17 protein-coding genes and 1 tRNA gene are annotated in these 17,425 nt (G+C 57.4%); 8 read left to right on the top strand and 10 right to left on the bottom strand.

Annotated elements, in window-relative coordinates:
• The first annotated feature begins 39 nt into the window (after positions 1 to 39).
• From hemE to RAE21_RS18105, 3 genes are all read left to right on the top strand, one after another.
• On the top strand, positions 40 to 1,203 hold the full coding sequence (gene hemE / locus RAE21_RS18115) for a uroporphyrinogen decarboxylase (protein WP_313882552.1): 1,164 nt from the start codon (positions 40 to 42) through the stop codon (positions 1,201 to 1,203).
• A 372-nt stretch (positions 1,204 to 1,575) separates the two neighbouring features.
• Positions 1,576 to 3,714 carry a replication restart helicase PriA gene (priA, locus tag RAE21_RS18110; protein ID WP_313882551.1) on the top strand — a complete coding sequence of 713 codons (2,139 nt, stop codon included), beginning with the start codon at positions 1,576 to 1,578 and terminating at the stop codon, positions 3,712 to 3,714.
• Between the two features lie 209 nt (positions 3,715 to 3,923).
• Entirely contained in the window at positions 3,924 to 4,505 is a 582-nt protein-coding gene (locus RAE21_RS18105) for a PEP-CTERM sorting domain-containing protein (RefSeq protein ID WP_313882550.1), read from the top strand.
• An 80-nt stretch (positions 4,506 to 4,585) separates the two neighbouring features.
• Here RAE21_RS18105 and RAE21_RS18100 read toward each other — a convergent pair whose 3' ends face one another.
• Entirely contained in the window at positions 4,586 to 4,909 is a 324-nt protein-coding gene (locus RAE21_RS18100) for a hypothetical protein (RefSeq protein WP_313882549.1), read from the bottom strand.
• Between the two features lie 143 nt (positions 4,910 to 5,052).
• A complete protein-coding gene (locus RAE21_RS18095; RefSeq protein WP_313874228.1) occupies positions 5,053 to 6,033 on the bottom strand; it encodes an AEC family transporter in 981 nt (326 codons plus the stop codon).
• Between the two features lie 106 nt (positions 6,034 to 6,139).
• Between RAE21_RS18095 and RAE21_RS18090 the strand changes: the two genes are divergently transcribed.
• A complete protein-coding gene (locus tag RAE21_RS18090) occupies positions 6,140 to 8,281 on the top strand; it encodes an ATP-dependent helicase (protein WP_313882548.1) in 2,142 nt (713 codons plus the stop codon).
• Positions 8,278 to 9,294, top strand: a complete 1,017-nt coding sequence (locus RAE21_RS18085; protein WP_313882547.1) for a phospholipase A — start codon at positions 8,278 to 8,280, stop codon at positions 9,292 to 9,294. Before RAE21_RS18090 ends, RAE21_RS18085 begins: the two co-directional genes overlap by 4 nt.
• 6 nt (positions 9,295 to 9,300) lie before the next feature.
• On the opposite strand, the gene RAE21_RS18080 is transcribed toward RAE21_RS18085, so the two are convergent.
• Positions 9,301 to 9,879 carry a hypothetical protein gene (locus tag RAE21_RS18080; protein WP_313882546.1) on the bottom strand — a complete coding sequence of 193 codons (579 nt, stop codon included), beginning with the start codon at positions 9,877 to 9,879 and terminating at the stop codon, positions 9,301 to 9,303.
• Between the two features lie 472 nt (positions 9,880 to 10,351).
• On the opposite strand from RAE21_RS18080, the gene RAE21_RS18075 reads away from it, so the two are divergent.
• The gene (locus RAE21_RS18075) at positions 10,352 to 11,140 is read left to right on the top strand and encodes a hypothetical protein (RefSeq protein WP_313882545.1); all 789 of its coding nucleotides are present in this window, start codon (positions 10,352 to 10,354) and stop codon (positions 11,138 to 11,140) included.
• Position 11,141: 1 nt separating this feature from the next.
• Here RAE21_RS18075 and RAE21_RS18070 read toward each other — a convergent pair whose 3' ends face one another.
• The 4 genes from RAE21_RS18070 to RAE21_RS18055 are packed head-to-tail and all read right to left on the bottom strand — an operon-like array spanning position 11,142 to position 14,103.
• Positions 11,142 to 11,708 carry an HD domain-containing protein gene (locus RAE21_RS18070; protein ID WP_313882544.1) on the bottom strand — a complete coding sequence of 189 codons (567 nt, stop codon included), beginning with the start codon at positions 11,706 to 11,708 and terminating at the stop codon, positions 11,142 to 11,144.
• A 28-nt stretch (positions 11,709 to 11,736) separates the two neighbouring features.
• Positions 11,737 to 12,762: a tetratricopeptide repeat protein gene (locus RAE21_RS18065; protein ID WP_313882543.1), complete on the bottom strand. Its 1,026-nt coding sequence runs from the start codon at positions 12,760 to 12,762 to the stop codon at positions 11,737 to 11,739.
• Positions 12,759 to 13,346 carry an alpha/beta fold hydrolase gene (locus RAE21_RS18060; protein ID WP_313882542.1) on the bottom strand — a complete coding sequence of 196 codons (588 nt, stop codon included), beginning with the start codon at positions 13,344 to 13,346 and terminating at the stop codon, positions 12,759 to 12,761. Before RAE21_RS18060 ends, RAE21_RS18065 begins: the two co-directional genes overlap by 4 nt.
• 19 nt (positions 13,347 to 13,365) lie before the next feature.
• The gene (locus tag RAE21_RS18055; protein ID WP_313882541.1) at positions 13,366 to 14,103 is read right to left on the bottom strand and encodes a hypothetical protein; all 738 of its coding nucleotides are present in this window, start codon (positions 14,101 to 14,103) and stop codon (positions 13,366 to 13,368) included.
• A 45-nt stretch (positions 14,104 to 14,148) separates the two neighbouring features.
• Here RAE21_RS18055 and istA point away from each other — a divergent pair, with 45 nt between their 5' ends.
• Together istA and istB are read left to right on the top strand one after the other, a co-directional pair.
• On the top strand, positions 14,149 to 15,222 hold the full coding sequence (gene istA, locus RAE21_RS18050) for an IS21 family transposase (RefSeq protein WP_428984048.1): 1,074 nt from the start codon (positions 14,149 to 14,151) through the stop codon (positions 15,220 to 15,222).
• Complete coding sequence (gene istB, locus RAE21_RS18045) at positions 15,219 to 16,046, top strand: IS21-like element helper ATPase IstB (protein ID WP_313879687.1); 828 nt, start codon at positions 15,219 to 15,221, stop codon at positions 16,044 to 16,046. The genes istA and istB overlap by 4 nt, the downstream gene beginning before the upstream one ends.
• Positions 16,047 to 16,440: 394 nt before the next feature.
• On the opposite strand, the gene RAE21_RS18040 is transcribed toward istB, so the two are convergent.
• The 3 genes from RAE21_RS18040 to rplQ all read right to left on the bottom strand — a co-directional run bounded on the left by RAE21_RS18040 (position 16,441) and on the right by rplQ (position 17,424).
• On the bottom strand, positions 16,441 to 16,563 hold the full coding sequence (locus RAE21_RS18040; RefSeq protein WP_313882540.1) for a hypothetical protein: 123 nt from the start codon (positions 16,561 to 16,563) through the stop codon (positions 16,441 to 16,443).
• A gap of 366 nt (positions 16,564 to 16,929) precedes the next feature.
• Positions 16,930 to 17,006, bottom strand: a tRNA-Met gene (locus RAE21_RS18035).
• Between the two features lie 22 nt (positions 17,007 to 17,028).
• Positions 17,029 to 17,424: a 50S ribosomal protein L17 gene (gene rplQ, locus RAE21_RS18030; protein ID WP_313882539.1), complete on the bottom strand. Its 396-nt coding sequence runs from the start codon at positions 17,422 to 17,424 to the stop codon at positions 17,029 to 17,031.
• Between the last annotated feature and the right edge of the window lies 1 nt (position 17,425).

Raw genomic sequence — 17,425 nt, 5'->3', positions numbered from 1 at the left:
GACAAAAGCGGTAGGCGCTTGAACTGCGACAATCGGTCCATGACCGACATCAACCCCACCAACGCACCTTTCGCAGTCGAAGCCACCACCTTTGACGGCCTGCACAACCCCACTTTTCTGCAGGCCTGCATGCGCCAGGCTACGCCTCACACCCCTGTGTGGTTGATGCGCCAGGCCGGCCGCTACCTGCCGGAATACGTGGCCACCCGCGCTACCGCCGGCAGCTTCATGGGCTTGGCCACCAACCGCGAATACGCCACCGAGGTGACCCTGCAACCCCTGGAGCGCTACCCTTTAGATGCGGCCATTTTGTTCAGCGACATCCTGACCGTGCCGGACGCCATGGGCCTCGGCCTGTCGTTCGCCCAGGGCGAAGGCCCGCGCTTTGCCAGCCCTATCAAAAACGAGGCCGATGTGGCCAAGCTCGAAGTGCCCGACATGGCCAAGCTGCAGTACGTGTTTGACGCGGTGAGCAGCATCCGCAAGGCACTCACCGTAAACGGCAAGAGCCGCGTGCCCCTGATCGGCTTCAGTGGCAGCCCTTGGACACTGGCCTGCTACATGGTCGAAGGCAAGGGCAGCGACGACTACCGCCTGGTCAAAACCATGATGTACAGCCGCCCGGACCTGATGCACCGCATGCTGGCCATCAACGCGGACTCGGTCGCCGCTTATTTGAATGCCCAGATCGACGCAGGCGCCCAAGCGGTCATGGTGTTTGACAGCTGGGGCGGCGTGCTGGCCGATGGCGCTTTCCAAGAGTTCAGCCTGGCCTACACCGCACGCGTGTTGAAACAACTCAAGCGCTTCGGCACCGACGGCAAAGTGGTGCCACGGATTGTGTTTACCAAAGGCGGCGGCTTGTGGCTGCAAGACATGCAGGCGCTAGACTGCGAAGTGCTGGGCTTGGACTGGACAGTCAACCTTGCCAAAGCCCGTGCTTTGGTCGGCGGCATGGAGAACGGCCCCGGCAAGGCGCTGCAAGGCAACATCGACCCCAACGTGTTGTTTGCGCCACCGGCTGCTATCGAAACTGAAGTGGCCAAAGTCTTGGACAGTTTCGGCACGCCCTATCAAGGCAGCGGCACCGGCCCCACGCACATCTTCAACCTGGGCCACGGCATCAGCCAGTACACCCCGCCGGAACATGTGGCGGCACTGGTGGCGGCGGTACACAGCCACTCCAAAAGCTTGCGCGCTTGATCGGCTACCACGTTTTTTTTGAAAAAACAAAGTTTCCGACACTTAGTTATGCACAAAAATGGCGATTTAGGGTTAACCCTTAATCCCCTTGGTAGGAGCAGCGCTACAAAACCGATAGCGCTCCTAAGTGCTTGATTTATATAAATTTCTGTTTTTGCTTTTTTTCTGGGCAGCGTAAGAAAACCCTTGATTTATAAGGCCTGAAGCGCGGCTCAAGGCACATATCAACAAAGTTATCCACAGAAAACCTGAATCAAATGCAAACCTCATGTAAATCAAGCACTTAGCACTCATTCCGCAAGTTCACCTCAAGAAGACGCCCCAAGTGACATTCCGCATCACGAGAAGTCAGACGACCTCCGGACCCTGCCCATGAGCCATTGGCTGCCCGTTTTGGTGCACACGCCGGCGCATGCGGCGCTCGGACCGGTGCTCACCTACCGCAGCGAACAGCTGTTGCCGGCCGGCACCCTAGTGCGGGTGCCCTTGGGCAAGCGCGAGACGCTGGGTGTAGTGTGGGATGCGGCTACTGCAGAGGCGACCGGCGAGTTCGATCCTGCCAAGGTGCGTGACATAGCCGGTGTGCTGGAGGGCATTCCGCCCTTGAGCCGGGCCTGGCAGCAACTCTTGAGCTTTACCGCCGCCTACTACCAGCGCTCGGCCGGCGAAGTGGCGCTCGCCGCCCTGCCCCCGCAGCTGCGCGAGTTGAACCCAGAGCAGATGGCGCGGCGCCTCAAACGCAAAAAGGTGGAAGCGGGTGCCGGCGGCGCCGTGCTGGCCGCACCGGCACTCAGCCCCGAGCAAGCTGCGGCGATTGCGCAGATCGACGCACACCCCGGGCCTTATCTGCTGTTCGGCGCCACCGGCAGCGGCAAGACCGAGGTGTATTTGCACTGCGTGCACAAGCTGCTGGCAGCCGACCCGGATGCCCAAGCGCTGGTCATGGTGCCGGAGATCAACCTCACCCCCCAGCTCGAAGAGCGCTTCAAGGCCCGCTTTGCCCCGCTTTACGGCGAACAGGCCGTGGTCAGCCTGCACAGCGGCATGACCAACCCGCAGCGCCTCAAAAGCTGGCTCAGCGCCCATGGAGGTGCGGCCCGTATCGTGCTGGGTACCCGCATGGCGGTGTTTGCCAGCCTGCCCAAATTGCGACTCATCGTGGTCGACGAGGAGCACGACCCCAGCTACAAAAGCGGCGAAGGTGCCCGCTACTCTGCGCGTGACCTCGCTGTCTACCGGGGCAAGCTGGAGGGGGCCAAGGTCATCCTCGGCTCTGCCACGCCCTCGCTGGAGACCTGGCACCACAGCCGCGCAGCCGAGGAAGGCGGGCGCTACCTGCGCCTGCACATGCCCAGCCGTATCGGAGAGTCTTCCCGATTACCGCTGGTGCGCCGGGTGGACATGAACCACCAGCCCCGGCGCGCCATTTTCTCGACCCCGCTGATTGCGGCCATCACCGAGCGGGTGGCGCGTGGCGAGCAGGTCATGGTGTTTTTGAACCGGCGCGGCTACGCCCCGGTGCTGACCTGCGAAGACTGCGGCTGGAAGAGCGAGTGCCCGCACTGCAGCGCATTCCGCGTGTTCCACAAAATCGACCGCACCCTGCGCTGCCACCACTGCGGCTTTACTGAGCGGGTGCCGCGCGCCTGCCCGGACTGCGGCAATGTGGACATCGCCCCCTTCGGGCGCGGCACCGAGCAACTGGAAGAACACCTGGCAGAGCTGCTGGTGGATGTGCGACGCCATGGCTCCGTCACGCCCGAGAACCCGGACGGCGAACATGTGCGCATCGCACGCATCGACGCCGACAGCACCAAGCTCAAAGGCCAGCTGGAAGAGCAACTGGCTGCCGTGCATGCGGGGGACGTGGATGTGCTGGTCGGCACGCAGATGATTGCCAAGGGCCACGACTTCCGCCGCATCACGCTGGTTGCAGCGGTGAACCCGGACGGCGCCTTGTTCAGCAGCGACTTCCGGGCGCCCGAGCGCTTGTTCAGTTTGCTGATGCAGGCCGCAGGTCGCGCGGGGCGCGATGCGACCCTGGGCGCGCAGAGCGAGGTGTGGCTGCAAACCTTCCAGCCCGAACACGGCCTGTACGCCGCCCTCAAGAAGCACGACTACCCCACCTTCGCCGCGCAGCAGCTCAAAGAACGCGAACAAGCCAACATGCCGCCCTTCAGCGCCCAAGCGCTGGTGCGCGCCGAAGCCAAAACGCAAGAAGCGGCGCAAGCTTTTTTGAACGCCGCCCGCACCTTCGCCCAAACCGAGATGGCCGCGTGGGACGGCTGGGCCGAGGCGCTGACGCAAGTCTTCCTCTACCCCGCCGTGCCCATGGCCATCCAACGGGTGGCCAATATCGAACGCGCCCAGATGCTCATCGAGTGCCCCTCACGCGCCACGCTCCAGCAGTTCCTGACCGCCTGGCAAAGCGTGCTCCACGCCACCCGCAGCCAGCCCGAGTGCAAAGGGCTGATCCGCTGGGCGATTGATGTGGATCCGTTGGCGATTTGAAGCAAAAAGCGGGCTTGGCGCACATCAAATATGCGCAAGCAGCTACTTTTTACATAGCAAATCACAATGCTTGGACGAGACAAAGCGCCCTTTCCACGCTGTCTGCGGCCACACGAGTTCCCGGGAGTTTTCAAGGCTTTTTAGTCCAGACGGCCTATTGCCCACCCCCTACCCCACAAATACAGTCAACCCATCAACTAGGGATGCTCATGAAACTCCAAAAAACCATCGCCGCCATGGCCATCGCGCTCTCCGGCGTAGCGGCACAAGCCACGGTTACCACTTCCGTCATCGGTAACACCACCACCTATACTGAAAACTTCAACGGCGGAACCAGCTTCAGCGCTGGCGCGTTCAACGCGCCGTTCACTTCGGACGACTACCTCTTGTTGACGCGGCCCGGCACCAGCACGGCGAGTTACAGCTTTTCCACACTGTCGGCCGTCCAGTCCCTGACCGTGAGCTTCTGGTACTCCGCAGCATCGACCGCCGCGTCGTGGAGCCTGTCCGGACCTTCCCAGACATTGGCAAATACCGGCCTTGGCTTTTTGCTGAACAACCCCGGCCCAGGCGGCCTGCCGGGTGCGGACCAGCATGTGTCTTACACTTGGAATAATCTGGCAGCCGGCCACTACACACTGGCTTTTGCGACCAACTTGGGCGCCCTCAAAGTAGACGATGTTCAGGTAGCCGTGACTGCGGTGCCCGAGCCAGAAACCTACGCCATGATGCTGGCCGGTCTGGGCCTGATGGCGTCCGTAGCACGCCGCCGCAAGACCAAGCAAGCTTAACAAGGTTTCGTTAACTGCAAAAAAGGGGAGCCGAGGCTCCCCTTTTTTGTTTCTATCCCGTAAGCGATAAGCACTTGGCTTTAGTGGTCTAGCGGCAAAGCGCCCCTGGCCTTTTGCGCTTGCACCTCATGCGCCTGCACATCCACCACGTCGTCCGACGCAGGACGGACAAAGCCACGCCCACTACGTGTCGCCCAATCACCGCGCTTGAACTGCTGACGCGCCTGGTTGAACCGCTGGAAGGTGGTGACAAACGCCGGTTTGCGGCCGGTCAGCAAGGCCTTGAGCAGCACCCACACGACGCTCAGCAGCGCAACCACGATCAGGCTCAGGGCAAAGACGGCGGCTGCAGCGATGAGCACCAGTTTGAGTGCGGTGCGGAAAATGGCGGATACGAAATTCATCAGAGTGTCCATGTGATTATTGTGCGCGCCAGAGCAAAGCCACCTGCATTTCCATGGATTCGCCCCTGACGGCTGAAGATCAGCATCTTTTCAGCCTCTGGCGCCCATAAAACCTGCGCGAGTAGCTATCAATTCAATAGCAACTAAATTCCTACCATCAGCGCCACAGCACCCGAAAATGTAAAAAAGGCCGCTGCGGTAGAAACCAGAATGATGCGGGCAATGCGCCCATTGTCCGCACCGAAGCGCTCTGCCAGCAGCGACACATTGCTGGCACTCGGGAGGGCGGCCAGCAGCACCAGCACGGTGAGTGCAAATTTGTCGATGTGCACCCCGAGGCTCACTGCCGACACGCCGACCAGCAGCACCAGCAAGGGGTGCAAAAAGAGCTTGATCAGTGCCACTGGCACATATTCCTGCCAATGCACTTCGTGGGATTTGTCGTCCTTGGCCAGCATTTGGGAGCGGGCTAGCACCGCGCCGATGGTGAACAGCGCGACCGGTGAAGCCGCATCGGCCAGCAGGCCCACCGTAGCGGCAACAGGCTTGGGTAGCTCGAGCTGCAGCGCTGAAAACAAGGCTCCGAGCAAAATGGACCAAGGCATGGGATTGGCAGCAACCCCCTTTAGCGCGTTTTTGGCAGCCTGCCCCGCCGACACGCCGCCTTGCGCAGGGTCACCGCCAAGACGCGACAGCGCAATACACAGAGACGAGGTGATCACCATGTCCACCAGAATCGTGACGATGGCAGGGCCCGCCGCCTTGGCCCCCAAGAGCGCAACCAGCAGCGGCACCCCCATGAAGCCGGTGTTGGGGAAGGCGCCCACCAGTGCGCCAAAGGCAGCGTCATTCCAGCCGATGCGACCGTGCAGCGTGACTGCCACCACAAAAGCCACCATCACCAAGGCACACAGCAGGTAGGTGAGCGCCAGACTCACATCCAACAGTTCACCAATGGGCGTGCTCGCGCCGAAACGGTAGAGCATGCACGGCAACGCGAAAAACAGCACAAAGCCATTGAGCCCGGGGATGGCCGCCAGCGGCAGCATGCCCCGGCGGGCGGCCAGATAGCCGCAGAGCACCAAGGCAAAAAAAGGAAAAGTCACTGTCAGGATTTGCAGCATGGGAGCCATTGTCGGGGAAATGCAGGGGCACCCCAGTCACCGGGCGGGCGAGTAGCGGCGAGCCGTTAAGATGGCCCGCTCTCTGCACGCTACACCTGCCCGCTCCATGTCCTCCCCTTCCGCCAACCACGGCATGAACCCCGCCCAGCAAGAGGCGGTGAACTACCTCCACGGGCCCTGCCTGGTGCTGGCCGGTGCGGGCTCGGGCAAAACGCGGGTGATCACCCACAAAATCGCCCGTCTGATCCAAATGGGCATGCCCGCCAACCGGATTGCGGCGATCACCTTTACCAACAAAGCGGCCGCGGAAATGCGGGAGCGCGCCAAGCACCTGATTGGCAAGGCGGCCAAGGATGTGGTGGTGTGCACCTTTCACGCGCTGGGCGTGCGCATGCTGCGGGAAGACGGCTCGGTGCTGGGCCTGAAACCCCAGTTCAGTATTCTGGACAGTGACGATGTGACCAGCATCATCAAAGATGCGGGCGGCACGATCGACACGGCTACCGCCCGCCAATGGCAGTGGACCATCAGCGCCTGGAAAGGCGCAGGCCTGAACAGCGAGCAGGCGCTCGCCGCCGCCGAGGACGACAACGAGCGCATCATCGCCACCGCCATGGCGCGCTATGAAGAACGCTTGGTGGCCTACCAGAGTGTGGACTTTGATGACTTGATCAGTCTGCCGCTCAAGCTGCTGCGGGATTTCCCCGAAGTACGTGCCCGCTGGCAGAACCTGTTGGGCCATGTGCTGGTGGATGAGTACCAGGACACCAACGCCACCCAGTACGAGGTGCTGAAGTACCTGGTCGGGGAGAAAGCGCGCTTCACCGCGGTGGGGGATGACGACCAGTCCATCTACGGCTGGCGCGGTGCCACGCTAGACAACCTCAAGAAGCTGCCAGTGGACTTCCCCACCCTCAAGGTCATCAAGCTGGAGCAGAACTACCGTTCCACTAGCGCCATCCTGCGGGCCGCCAATAACGTGATCGGACCGAACCCCAAGCTGTTTCCGAAAACCCTGTTCAGCGAACTCGGCGAGGGCGAACCGGTGCGGGTCGTGGACGCTGACAACGAAGAGCACGAGGCCGAACGTGCCGTTGCCCGGATACAGAGCCTGCGCGCCAACGGGATTGGTGGGGGCGTCCCAGACGCCCAGGGCAAGCAGTACAAAGAATTCCGCGACTTTGCGGTGCTCTACCGGGCCAACCACCAGGCCAAGCCATTTGAGAAGGCGCTGCGCAAGGCGGGCATTCCGTACAAGGTGTCCGGCGGCCAGAGCTTTTTTGACCGGGCCGAAATCCGCGACCTGTGCGCCTGGTTCCGCTTGTGGAGCAATAACGACGATGACCCCGCGTTTTTGCGGGCAGTCACTACGCCTAAGCGCGGCATTGGCCACACCACTTTGGGCACCCTGGGGGTGTTTGCCACCCAGTACAAGCTGAGCCTGTTTGAGTCTCTGTTTTCGTCGTCACTGGCCAGTGTGCTGAGCGCCAAGGCACTGGGCAGCCTGCATGAGTTTGGCCGGTATATCAACGACCTTGAATACCGCGCACGCCATACTGAGGGCGCCGAGGCGGCACTGGCGTTCATCATGGATTGGCTCAAAGAGATCGGGTACGAAAAGCACCTCTACGACGGGGAAGACAGTGAGGGCGCCGCGTCTGCCAAGTGGAGCAACGTGATCGAGTTCTGCGAATGGATGGCCCAGCGCTGCGGCGGTCAGATTGACGATGCGGCCGGCGTGACCAACACGCGGGAAATCAAAAATCTGCTCGAAGTCTCGCAGACCATTGCACTGCTCTCCACCATCAGTGAGCGGGAAAAAGACCAAAACGTGGTGACGCTCTCCACGCTGCATGCCTCCAAGGGACTGGAGTGGCCGCATGTGATGCTGGTTGGTGTGACCGAAGGCATGTTGCCCTTCAAGCTGGGGGATGGCGCAGACACCTTGGGTGGCTCTAGCCTGGACCATGAGTCTGCCAATGAAGACATCGCCGCCCGTCTGCAGGAAGAGCGCCGTTTGATGTATGTCGGCATTACCCGCGCGCAGCGCAGTTTGGCGGTGAGCTGGACCCGCCGCCGCAAAAAAGGCCGCGAGATGGTCGCCGCCTTACCTAGCCGGTTTATTGCCGAGATGGCACTGGACTCTGCGACCGCGAAAGAAGACCCGCGTGAAAAACTGCGCGCCCTGCGCGCAGAGTTCGCCGCCAAAGCCCTCGCCACAGCCGCCACTGCGGCAGAAAAACCATGAAAAATCGTAAGCGCCTCGCTGTTTGTCTGCTCGTGCTCTCCGCTTTCTCAGCGGCTACCCAAGCGCAAAAGGCCGAACCGGTCGCGGCCAACATGTTGCTGATGGAGTCTGTCGCGCCTGTGGAGACCCCCGTGCCGGTAGAGGTGGTGAGCTGCAAAAACCCCTCTGCAACGCCGCTATCGCGTTTCTGGGAGCTGGAGCCCGCCAGCGACTGCGGCACCTTCGGCTTGAGAGGGTACCGGCCAGTGAGTCTTGCAGTGATCGGCTCCGACAGCGTCAATACGGCACCCAGCTCGCCGGCAAGCGGACACACGGGTACCTTTCAGGCCTACACCAAGACCGAAACCCGGATCAACCTCTCCGTGCGGACCAAAGTGGCGCAGGGCCTGCTGACGGGCGGCGACCCCAACCGCTTGGATTCGTTGTGGTTTGCGTACAGCCAGCAGTCGTATTGGCAGCTTTTCAATGCCGATTTGTCGCGCCCTTTCCGCGCAACGGACCATGAGCCCGAGTTGATCTACATTTTCCCGATCGCAAGCGCCCTGCCCTCCGGCTGGCGCTTGCGCTACGGCGGTATCGGAGTGAACCACCAGAGCAATGGCCAAAGCTTGCCCCTTTCGCGGAGCTGGAACCGGATCATCGGGCGGGCGGGCTTGGAGTTTGGAAACCAAATCTCGATCACCGGCGCGCTATGGCAGCGCATTCCGGAGGACAGTGCCAGCGATGACAACCCCGATATCGTGGACCGCATTGGTCGCGCGGAAGTCTCTGCCGTTTGGAATGTGGACCCGCACAACTCTTTGGCGCTGACCGTTCGCCATTCCCTGCAATCCAGCGATAGCGGATCTTTGCGTTTTGCTTGGTTCAAAAAAATCGGGAGCGCAACGGAGAACGCCAACCGGAGCAGTCTTCGCTTGCACACCGAGCTGTTTACCGGCTACGGTGACTCCTTGATGGACTACAACCGCCAGCGCACAGTACTCAGCCTAGGGCTGACCCTGCTGGATTGGTAGGGACGATTAGCGCAGCCCGCTCAAGCTGGAATGCACCGACGGCGCAAACCCTGAATCAGCGGGAGGCTCTGCGGGGCCGAACAGCACATCGTGCAAATCCGCCAGTTGCAGCATGGCCTCGACCGCCTCCGGCTTGAATCCGATGCGTGCATTCCCCATGCCATCGCCACCACTCATGATGAGTTGGTTAATGTAAGCACTGCACTCTTTGTAGCCCCACAGCGTACGGATCGTTTGGGCAATCCGGTGGTGATGCAGCTCGACCCGCTCCAGGGCCTCTGCAGCAAGCACTTCGGGCTCTTTCTCATCCAGCCCCATCGGACGGGTGGGGGCATCGTCAAAATCCAATGCACGATGGGCCGGATAGAGCCCGGGCATGCGGTGTTGCGCCGCGCTACCGTTCGGACGCGTATTGCCGGCAGCATCCAGCATGCTGTGTTGGGAATCCTGCGCAGCCAAGGCGTTGTCCCACAAACTCCAGGAAGTTTCAGGATCATCCTCAACTACTTCGAGCCCCCTGGAGTCTTGGGCCTCAGATCGCTGGGCCCCTCCGGACGCACTTTTGCCGAAAATTTTGCTGAACATGTGATACCCCAGATTGTTTTTTTATATCTGTGAAGCGCGGCTTATTGCCTGTATCGCTTCCCCACTCCCGCCGCGCGCTGGAACCCACTCACACGACATCGAAAGGTTAAACCCTTCGTTGCTTCAAGACAAGTGCCCATAGGGACTAGTGGCAAATCCAGAGAAGTAACAAGTACCGACAAAGAAAAAGCGGCATCTCTTGAAAAGAAATGCCGCTTTATATCTGGTGGTGGAGTATAGCAGCACCACAAACACTCATCCCGAAGGTGTGAGGATTGTTGTCCTGAAAACACCCCCAAGTGAGGAGGTCAGGGTGCATCCAAGGGTTCGCTCCGAGTTCCTCACCAGTTAGGGAAAACTTCCCTTCTTGCGTGTGTCGCGCGATCCCTTTGCTGGACGGCTAACTCTCTAATCGTAATTTTATCTCGAAAAATTCAGGAAAATGGGCTCAAGAGACTCAAACAGCATGCCCATGGACAACTCAAACAACCAGCCTGACCGATTAGGCAACCAACACGACCCAGCGGATGACAACAACATCATGGTCGAAGATGCTGTTTCCAAATTCACCTGGGAGCTGAGTCGCAACGGCGAAGCGCAGCAAGTCAATGGAGCCGTTCTCGCAGTGCTTGTTTCTGTCGCTCTGGAAAACGGGTGGAAATTCCCCTCAGAAACACAGCCAAAAGCGAACTTCAATGACCTCCAGCTTCTGAACCAGTTGCCCGGCCATTTCGACGACCAACAGGCCAGGAAATTCTCGCGAGAGACTCTTCGAGCTATTGGGAAACAAGGAGCAGAAACGCTTGGCGCTGAGGGAGCAGCTCTGTCCGAACTGCTCGACTTCATTTACCGGGGTGCCTTTGATCTGAAAAAACTGGATGCAACATCTGCGTCCGGACCACTCCGTCCGATGTGCAGGATATTGGACATCCCAGATGATCTACCAACACCAGCGGCAAAGATGAGGGTCATGTCCTTGGAAGGGGAAGGACTTCGCACAGTCCAGGTGCCCGACGCGGTCCTTGACTACTGGGCAAATTTTGAAACGGGTGACCCTGAACTTTACCTACACGCCATCATTCCGGACGAGACGCGGCACAGAGAAGTCATTCTCATAAAGAAAGATGCGTGGGAGAAAGCAAGCCACGTGTTGAGGTACTTCGCAGACAGCAGCAATGAAGTCTACGAAGATCAATTTCAAAAGGTCCTCGATCAGATTCTGCGAGCAGAGGAGTTCAAAAAACTCACCCTCGAAGGCTAGATCATCTAGAAAGCTCTCTCATCCTTCGAACCGTGTCATTCAAAGATGCTGCTACCGGGGTGCCACGCTCGGAAAACACCTTCGCCAAAGATTCGTAGTACCAGAGAGTCTGTTCTTGGCTCGCCGTGAATCGGTCGTAGACAGCAGAACCGATTCGCAGGAGGTCTTCGACAATTGCACGTGCGTTGTGCAGCTTGTCAGATCCACTCACCAACAACACATCGTCTGTGGCGTCTTTCAGATGTTCGAGGTATTGCTCCTTGCGGATCTTCCAGGGTGCTTTTTTGCCGCTGGCATCAGGAATGCCATCAGTACACCCCTCGACAATATCGGCCACGCGATCACCGAATTTGTCACGGATCAACCTGGCATATTGAGGACCACCATCCTCAATAGCATCGTGAAGCAACGCCGCCATCGCTTGCTCCTCATCAGCTCCGTGATCAAGCGCAATTGATGCCACCCCCATCGGGTGAGCGACATAAGGAATGTCAGTTCCTTTCCGCTTTTGTCCAGTGTGTGCCTCAACAGCTAGAGCAAGCGCTTGTGAAATTCGTTCTGTCAGCATTAGTTATCCGTTTCAGATCATTGAATATTTACTTATCGTGAACGGGGTATCTCCACTCTTTGTCTTTGGTGAACTCGGTCACGAAGTTTTCTGAGTGTTTGAGTTGCGGCTCGGAAAGGACGTGAGCGCCCAGAAGCTCCCCGGTAAAGCTTAAATTTTCAGGCGCTCGCCGTGCGAGATTTCGTTCAGCAATTCGGATCCACGCATATGCGAGTGTGAGATTTTTCTCGACACCAACACCCAGCAAGTAGAGTGAAGAAAGACGTGCCTGGGCAAGTTTCGAATGCTTATGTGCGGCCTTCTCAAAGCATCGGAACCCATCGTATGGGCTCTTGTCCATCTCCTCACCAGAGAGGTACATTCCACCTAGCCTGATAAGTGCATCAACATAATCCTGCTCAGAAGCCTTAAATAGCCAAGAAATCCCCAGGCGGGCATCCTTCTTGAAACCCTCACCAGTCAAGTAACGATTTGCCAATTCAAATTGACACTCTGCGTTACCTGATTTCGCCCCGACTGTCATTAGCTCTTTGCCACGAGAACACTTTTCTTCGTCGTCAGACTTGAGATAGATCTTGGCCAGAACTGGATATCCTTTTCGATCGCCATACTCCAAGGACTGCTCAAGATATTTAGCGGCAAGATCCTCATCTTCAGCAAGGCCGAGGGTTCCAAGGTAGTAGGCCTTACCGAGCTCAAATGCCGAGTCTCCATCACGTAATGACGCTGAGAATTGCAACCAGTGCACTGCATTCTGATCGCTATCTTCTTCGTCGACATATAGACGATAGTGTTCGGCCAAGACGTTAGCAGCTTGAGCAGACTGATTTTTTTCAGCAAAGTTGCCTAGCAATTTGAGCGCTCTTGGCTGATCCTCTTCAGTGTAGGAATCCCCCCAAAAGTATGAATTGAAGAGCTTTTCAACCGCCTCGAAGCTCCCCTTTTCGACAAGATCGTTCAGATATGAAACATATTCTGGATGATTTTCTTCCGTCAGAAAATGCTCGAGATTTTCAATCGAGACCTCAGCAAATTTGTTTAAGTCAGGCTTCATAATTTTCTTTCAGGGGCCATCACGGAAACCTCTAGCCAGTTGTCAAGAATGCCGCCAACATATTCTTTGCCAAGTTGATGACCGAGTCCAGGAACAACAGTAGCTGTGATTCCGAGCCTGGCGGCGAACTCAAGAACATTCTCGGGGTTACTTTGCCAATCTTCGGAGCCAACATGAATCTGGCAATTTAATGGCACAGGATACTGGTTTGACTCGGCCAACTCTCTAAGTTTGTCAGCTCTGGGAGGAATGAATCCTAGGCCTATCTCCTCACTGGAAAACTGACCAACTATTGGAGAGAGCAGCAGCACTTTACCGACATATGGCGGCAGCTGTGCTTGGGCATGAAGGAAAAGATATGCCCCAAAGGAAACGGCGACTACGTGTGCATCTTCACGCCAAAACATCGCACGCAAATCGTCTGCTATGGCGTCAACTTGTTTCTGGAATGGCCACTTCCGGAATTCGCCAATTGTTTCTCGCCCTTTAGCGGCCCAGCCTCGACTCAAAAGTCCCTCGCCCAGACCGGTGCTGATATATCCGCCCGCACCAGGCAAATAGTAAGCAGTTCGATTCAAGGCCATGCGGGATCTCCCAATCTGATTAAAGGTCTCGCAAAATTGCTGTGGCCATATTTGCGCCGGTTCTCGAAACATCCTTGCATTGGTCAGCGAATATGAGTTCGAATTCGCTATCGGACATATGGTCGAACTTTGAACCTGTTGGACCATTTCTACTCATCAGCACATCGAGAATCGGAACGAATATCTGCTCATGCCCTGCCTTCTCTCGATCGAGAGAGGCCTCGATTGCTACTGAAAGCCGATCAACGAACACTTTATTTGAGTCGTTGAACATGCGATGCATGTCTATCCCCAACAGCTTATTGAGTTCTGCAAGCCCTGGCCCAGAACCGCCAGCTTTATCTTTCAGAGTGTTGTTGACCACTCCCATCGTTAGGTTGTTATTGACAGCAAGAACTTTGTTCAAGCCTTCAATCGTGATTGACTTCAAGCGCTGATCATTGCTTCCCGCCTTTCGCAGCGACATCCACAAAATGCTCCACGCGAAAAATGGGCCAGGATTTGCAAACAACTGTCCAAATCCGTTCTTTGAACAATAGCTGTCAAAGCGATTCCCCGCATTCCGGATAAACGACGAGGCTCGAAAGAGCGGATCTTGGTGTGTAGGCTTCGACACCTGCGGTGAAAGTGGTGCACTCTGCACCCGCTTAGAAGCCAAGAACGAATCGAAGGCGGCAGACCTTTTCTTGGCGTCTTGCTTGGTAATGTCACGCGCAGTATGAAAATGACACGCAAACGCGGTGAGGAATTGATACACCTCGACTAACGTGCCAAGCCATCCGAACCATGGATGGGACTGGCAATGATTACGAACGAGGAGTACATGGAACTCAAGGTTTTAAGGAAGCACAGGCTGAGCTTGCGCGAGATATCGGCGCAAACTGGAATGGCAGTCAACACGGTGCGTAAGTATTTGGAGGGCGGTCCGCCGGCCATGAAGAAACTGCCGGAACGTAAAAGCAAGCTCGATCCATTCAAGGACTACTTGGCTGGACGTATTCAGGCGGCCAAGCCTGATTGGATTCCCGCAACGGTGCTGCAGCGTGAGATTGCCGCACAGGGGTATACGGGCTCCGTGCGCATCCTGCAGGAGTACCTCAAGGAGTTGCGTCCACAGGCGCGCCCGGATCCGGTTGTGCGGTTCGAGACCCAGCCCGGTGAGCAAATGCAGATGGACTGGATCGAGTTCCGCAAGTCTGGGCATAAAGACGGCATGTTGGCGGCGTTTGTGGCAACGCTTGGCCACAGCCGGGCGACCTTCGCGGAGTTTGTCACAGACATGAAGCTGGAGACACTACTGGCGTGCCATGTCAGGGCGTTCGAGAGCTTTGGTGGAGTCACCCGTGAAGTGCTGTACGACAACATGAAGACCGTCATCCTCAAGCGTGACGCCTACGGCAAGAACCTGCACCAGTTCCAGGGTGCCTTTGCTGACTTTGCGCACCACCATGGCTTTGTGCCGCGGGTGTGCAAGCCCTATCGGGCCAAGACCAAGGGCAAAGTCGAACGCATGAATGGCTACATCCGGCGCAGCTTCTGGGTGCCATTGGTGGCGAGTATGAAGCAGCAATGCTTGGTGGTGGACGCGGACACAGCCAATCGGGAAATGCGCACCTGGCTGCGTGACGTTGCCAATGTGCGGATCCACGGAACCACTGGGTGTGTGCCGGCACTGGCTTTGCAACAGGAGCGCACACATCTGCTGGCCATCCCCAGCGCCTACAGTGGGCGAACAGTGCGTCAATTGCAAAAAGTCACCGGTAGCGGCGCAGCAGTCCGGCCAATTCCAGCCGCGGCATGGCGAGGCCTGCAGCATCCTCTGGCGATGTATGACACGCTGGTGCACAACCAAGCCTCAGCAGGAGGACGACCATGAGCCTGCAAATGGAAAGACTGCGTGAACTGTGTGATCAGCTGCGCCTGCTCAACTTACCCGATCAGCTTGCCCACTTGGGGCAAATGGCGGCCAAGAAAGAGCTGGGGTACCTGGAGTTCCTGGAGCAAGCCTTGCGTGGCGAGGCTCTAGCCAGAGTGGAGAGAACACGCGCCATGCTCACGCGCATAGCGGGCTTCCCCGCCATCAAGACGCTTGATGAGTTTGACTTCCAGTTTGCCAGCGGCGTGCCCAAACCCCTGGTACAGGAGCTTGGCAGTCTGGCCTTCGTGGAGCGCAGCGAGAACGTGGTCTTGCTGGGCGCCAGTGGGGTGGGCAAAACCCACTTGGCCATCGCCTTGGGCTACAGGGCAACCCAGGCTGGAATCAAGACGCGTTTCATCACGGCGGCAGATCTGCTGATGACACTGAGCACGGCACTACGGCAGAACACCCTGGAAGAGGCTATCAAACGCATCGTGCGTCCCTACCGGCTGTTGATCATTGACGAGGTCGGGTACCTTCCCATGAATCGGGAACAGGCGAATCTTCTGTTCCAAGTCATTGCCAAACGCTATGAAGTGGGAAGTCTCATCCTGACCTCCAATCTGCCGTTTGGGCAATGGGACCAGACGTTTGCAGACGATGCCACGCTGACAGCGGCGCTACTTGACCGACTGCTCCACCACGCCCATGTGGTCCCGATTTCAGGAGACTCCTATCGCCTGAAAGATAAGCGGCGTGCCGGTGTGATTGCCGCCAGCAGCAATACCCTACTCAAACGAAAACGCAGTCACCTTGATACACAGGAGGAACAGGCAGCCTAAGGGCGCCAAGCAGTCAGTGGCGAGCCACTGACTGCTTGAAAGACAAGCAAAGACAAAACAGACAATCGCCCCACACAACGGTGTATCAAATCCACGCCGCGTTTGCGTTCGACAGCTGTATCAAATCGAAACTGCGTTTGACACGAAAACCAAATCTGAATGCCATCGCGGCCATTAACGGCGATAGCGGGGGCCGGCATTCCCCATTCACTGACGAAGGCGTGCCATAAGACCGCCAGAGATGACCATTCGCTCGGCTTACTCAGTTGCAGAATAAGAACTCTGGAATCATCTTGACTGACTTCCTTTGGCTCCGAACAGGCCTGCAAGCCAAAGAGGCGCTCAAGTTCACCAGAAAGCCGGTCCTGAACCACTTGGAGCCCAGGGGAAATCATCAGAAGCCTTGCCCAAGGACAAGCTTGAGCTTGAGCTTGAGCTTGAGCTTGAGCTTGAGCTTGAGCATGCGCATGTTATTGCTTAGCTTCTTGCTCAGCCAGCTCTTTACAGGAAGGTGCACAAACGGTGTGTGACTTCCCGATCAACTTACGTGTTTTAAGGAACTGACGTGAACGATGCTTTCCACATAGAAAACAAGACATAGTCGCGGCCCCGAGATAAGAAGACTCAAGGAACGGTGAGCCTCCTGCTTTGGACTTGTAATTCAGACCATCATTCACGATGGTGTCTTTGGTCGGTGATTTGGCCATCTAACTTCTCAAAATCAAGCTATTCACGCTTGTGGTGGGGATACTGCGTAAGCGAACGGAGTACTGGTCGAGGGGGAAGAACGAGCTCTTTCCCCTCGAACGGCCCAAAATTGTGCCATAAACAAAAAAGGCCCACCGAAGTGAGCCTTTGTTGCCGTGGTGTACCACGTGTCTATTGGTTGCGGAGGCTAGATTTGAACTAACGACCTTTGGGTTATGAGCCCAACGAGCTACCAGGCTGCTCCACTCCGCGTCAAGACTTTAATTATAACCCATTAAACCTTGGTTTCTTCAGAAGTTGCAGAAACTTCTTCAGAACGTTCAACTAATTCGACCAAAGCCATAGGCGCATTGTCACCAACGCGGTAACCCATCTTCAAGATGCGTGTGTAACCACCAGGACGAGCCTTGAAACGGGGGCCAAGCACGTCAAACAGCTTGGTCACGCTATCGCGGTCGCGCAAACGGTCAAATGCCAAGCGGCGGTTTGCAACAGTGGCCTCTTTGGCCAAAGTGATCATAGGCTCCACGACGCGGCGTAGCTCTTTGGCCTTAGGCACTGTAGTTTTGATGGCCTCGTGCTGAATGAGCGAGTTCATCATGTTGCGCAACATCGCCAAACGATGTGAGCTAGTGCGATTCAATTTACGTAAACCGTGTCCGTGACGCATT

The sequence above is a fragment of the Rhodoferax potami genome (assembly GCF_032193765.1).
GTDB lineage: Bacteria > Pseudomonadota > Gammaproteobacteria > Burkholderiales > Burkholderiaceae_C > Allorhodoferax > Allorhodoferax potami.
This window is presented reverse-complemented; position numbering and strand designations above follow the sequence as displayed.

Excerpts from the sequence above, each read along its gene's own strand:
- RAE21_RS18095 (WP_313874228.1), bottom strand. The coding sequence starts at position 6,033 with ATGCTGCAAATCCTGACAGTGACTTTTCCTTTTTTTGCCTTGGTGCTC.
- RAE21_RS18085 (WP_313882547.1), top strand. The coding sequence starts at position 8,278 with ATGAAAAATCGTAAGCGCCTCGCTGTTTGTCTGCTCGTGCTCTCCGCT.
- RAE21_RS18065 (WP_313882543.1), bottom strand. The coding sequence starts at position 12,762 with ATGAAGCCTGACTTAAACAAATTTGCTGAGGTCTCGATTGAAAATCTC.
- RAE21_RS18080 (WP_313882546.1), bottom strand. The coding sequence starts at position 9,879 with ATGTTCAGCAAAATTTTCGGCAAAAGTGCGTCCGGAGGGGCCCAGCGA.
- istB (WP_313879687.1), top strand. The coding sequence starts at position 15,219 with ATGAGCCTGCAAATGGAAAGACTGCGTGAACTGTGTGATCAGCTGCGC.
- rplQ (WP_313882539.1), bottom strand. The coding sequence starts at position 17,424 with ATGCGTCACGGACACGGTTTACGTAAATTGAATCGCACTAGCTCACAT.
- RAE21_RS18075 (WP_313882545.1), top strand. The coding sequence starts at position 10,352 with ATGGACAACTCAAACAACCAGCCTGACCGATTAGGCAACCAACACGAC.
- RAE21_RS18090 (WP_313882548.1), top strand. The coding sequence starts at position 6,140 with ATGTCCTCCCCTTCCGCCAACCACGGCATGAACCCCGCCCAGCAAGAG.
- priA (WP_313882551.1), top strand. The coding sequence starts at position 1,576 with ATGAGCCATTGGCTGCCCGTTTTGGTGCACACGCCGGCGCATGCGGCG.
- istA (WP_428984048.1), top strand. The coding sequence starts at position 14,149 with ATGATTACGAACGAGGAGTACATGGAACTCAAGGTTTTAAGGAAGCAC.
- hemE (WP_313882552.1), top strand. The coding sequence starts at position 40 with ATGACCGACATCAACCCCACCAACGCACCTTTCGCAGTCGAAGCCACC.
- RAE21_RS18070 (WP_313882544.1), bottom strand. The coding sequence starts at position 11,708 with ATGCTGACAGAACGAATTTCACAAGCGCTTGCTCTAGCTGTTGAGGCA.
- RAE21_RS18100 (WP_313882549.1), bottom strand. The coding sequence starts at position 4,909 with ATGAATTTCGTATCCGCCATTTTCCGCACCGCACTCAAACTGGTGCTC.
- RAE21_RS18105 (WP_313882550.1), top strand. The coding sequence starts at position 3,924 with ATGAAACTCCAAAAAACCATCGCCGCCATGGCCATCGCGCTCTCCGGC.
- RAE21_RS18060 (WP_313882542.1), bottom strand. The coding sequence starts at position 13,346 with ATGGCCTTGAATCGAACTGCTTACTATTTGCCTGGTGCGGGCGGATAT.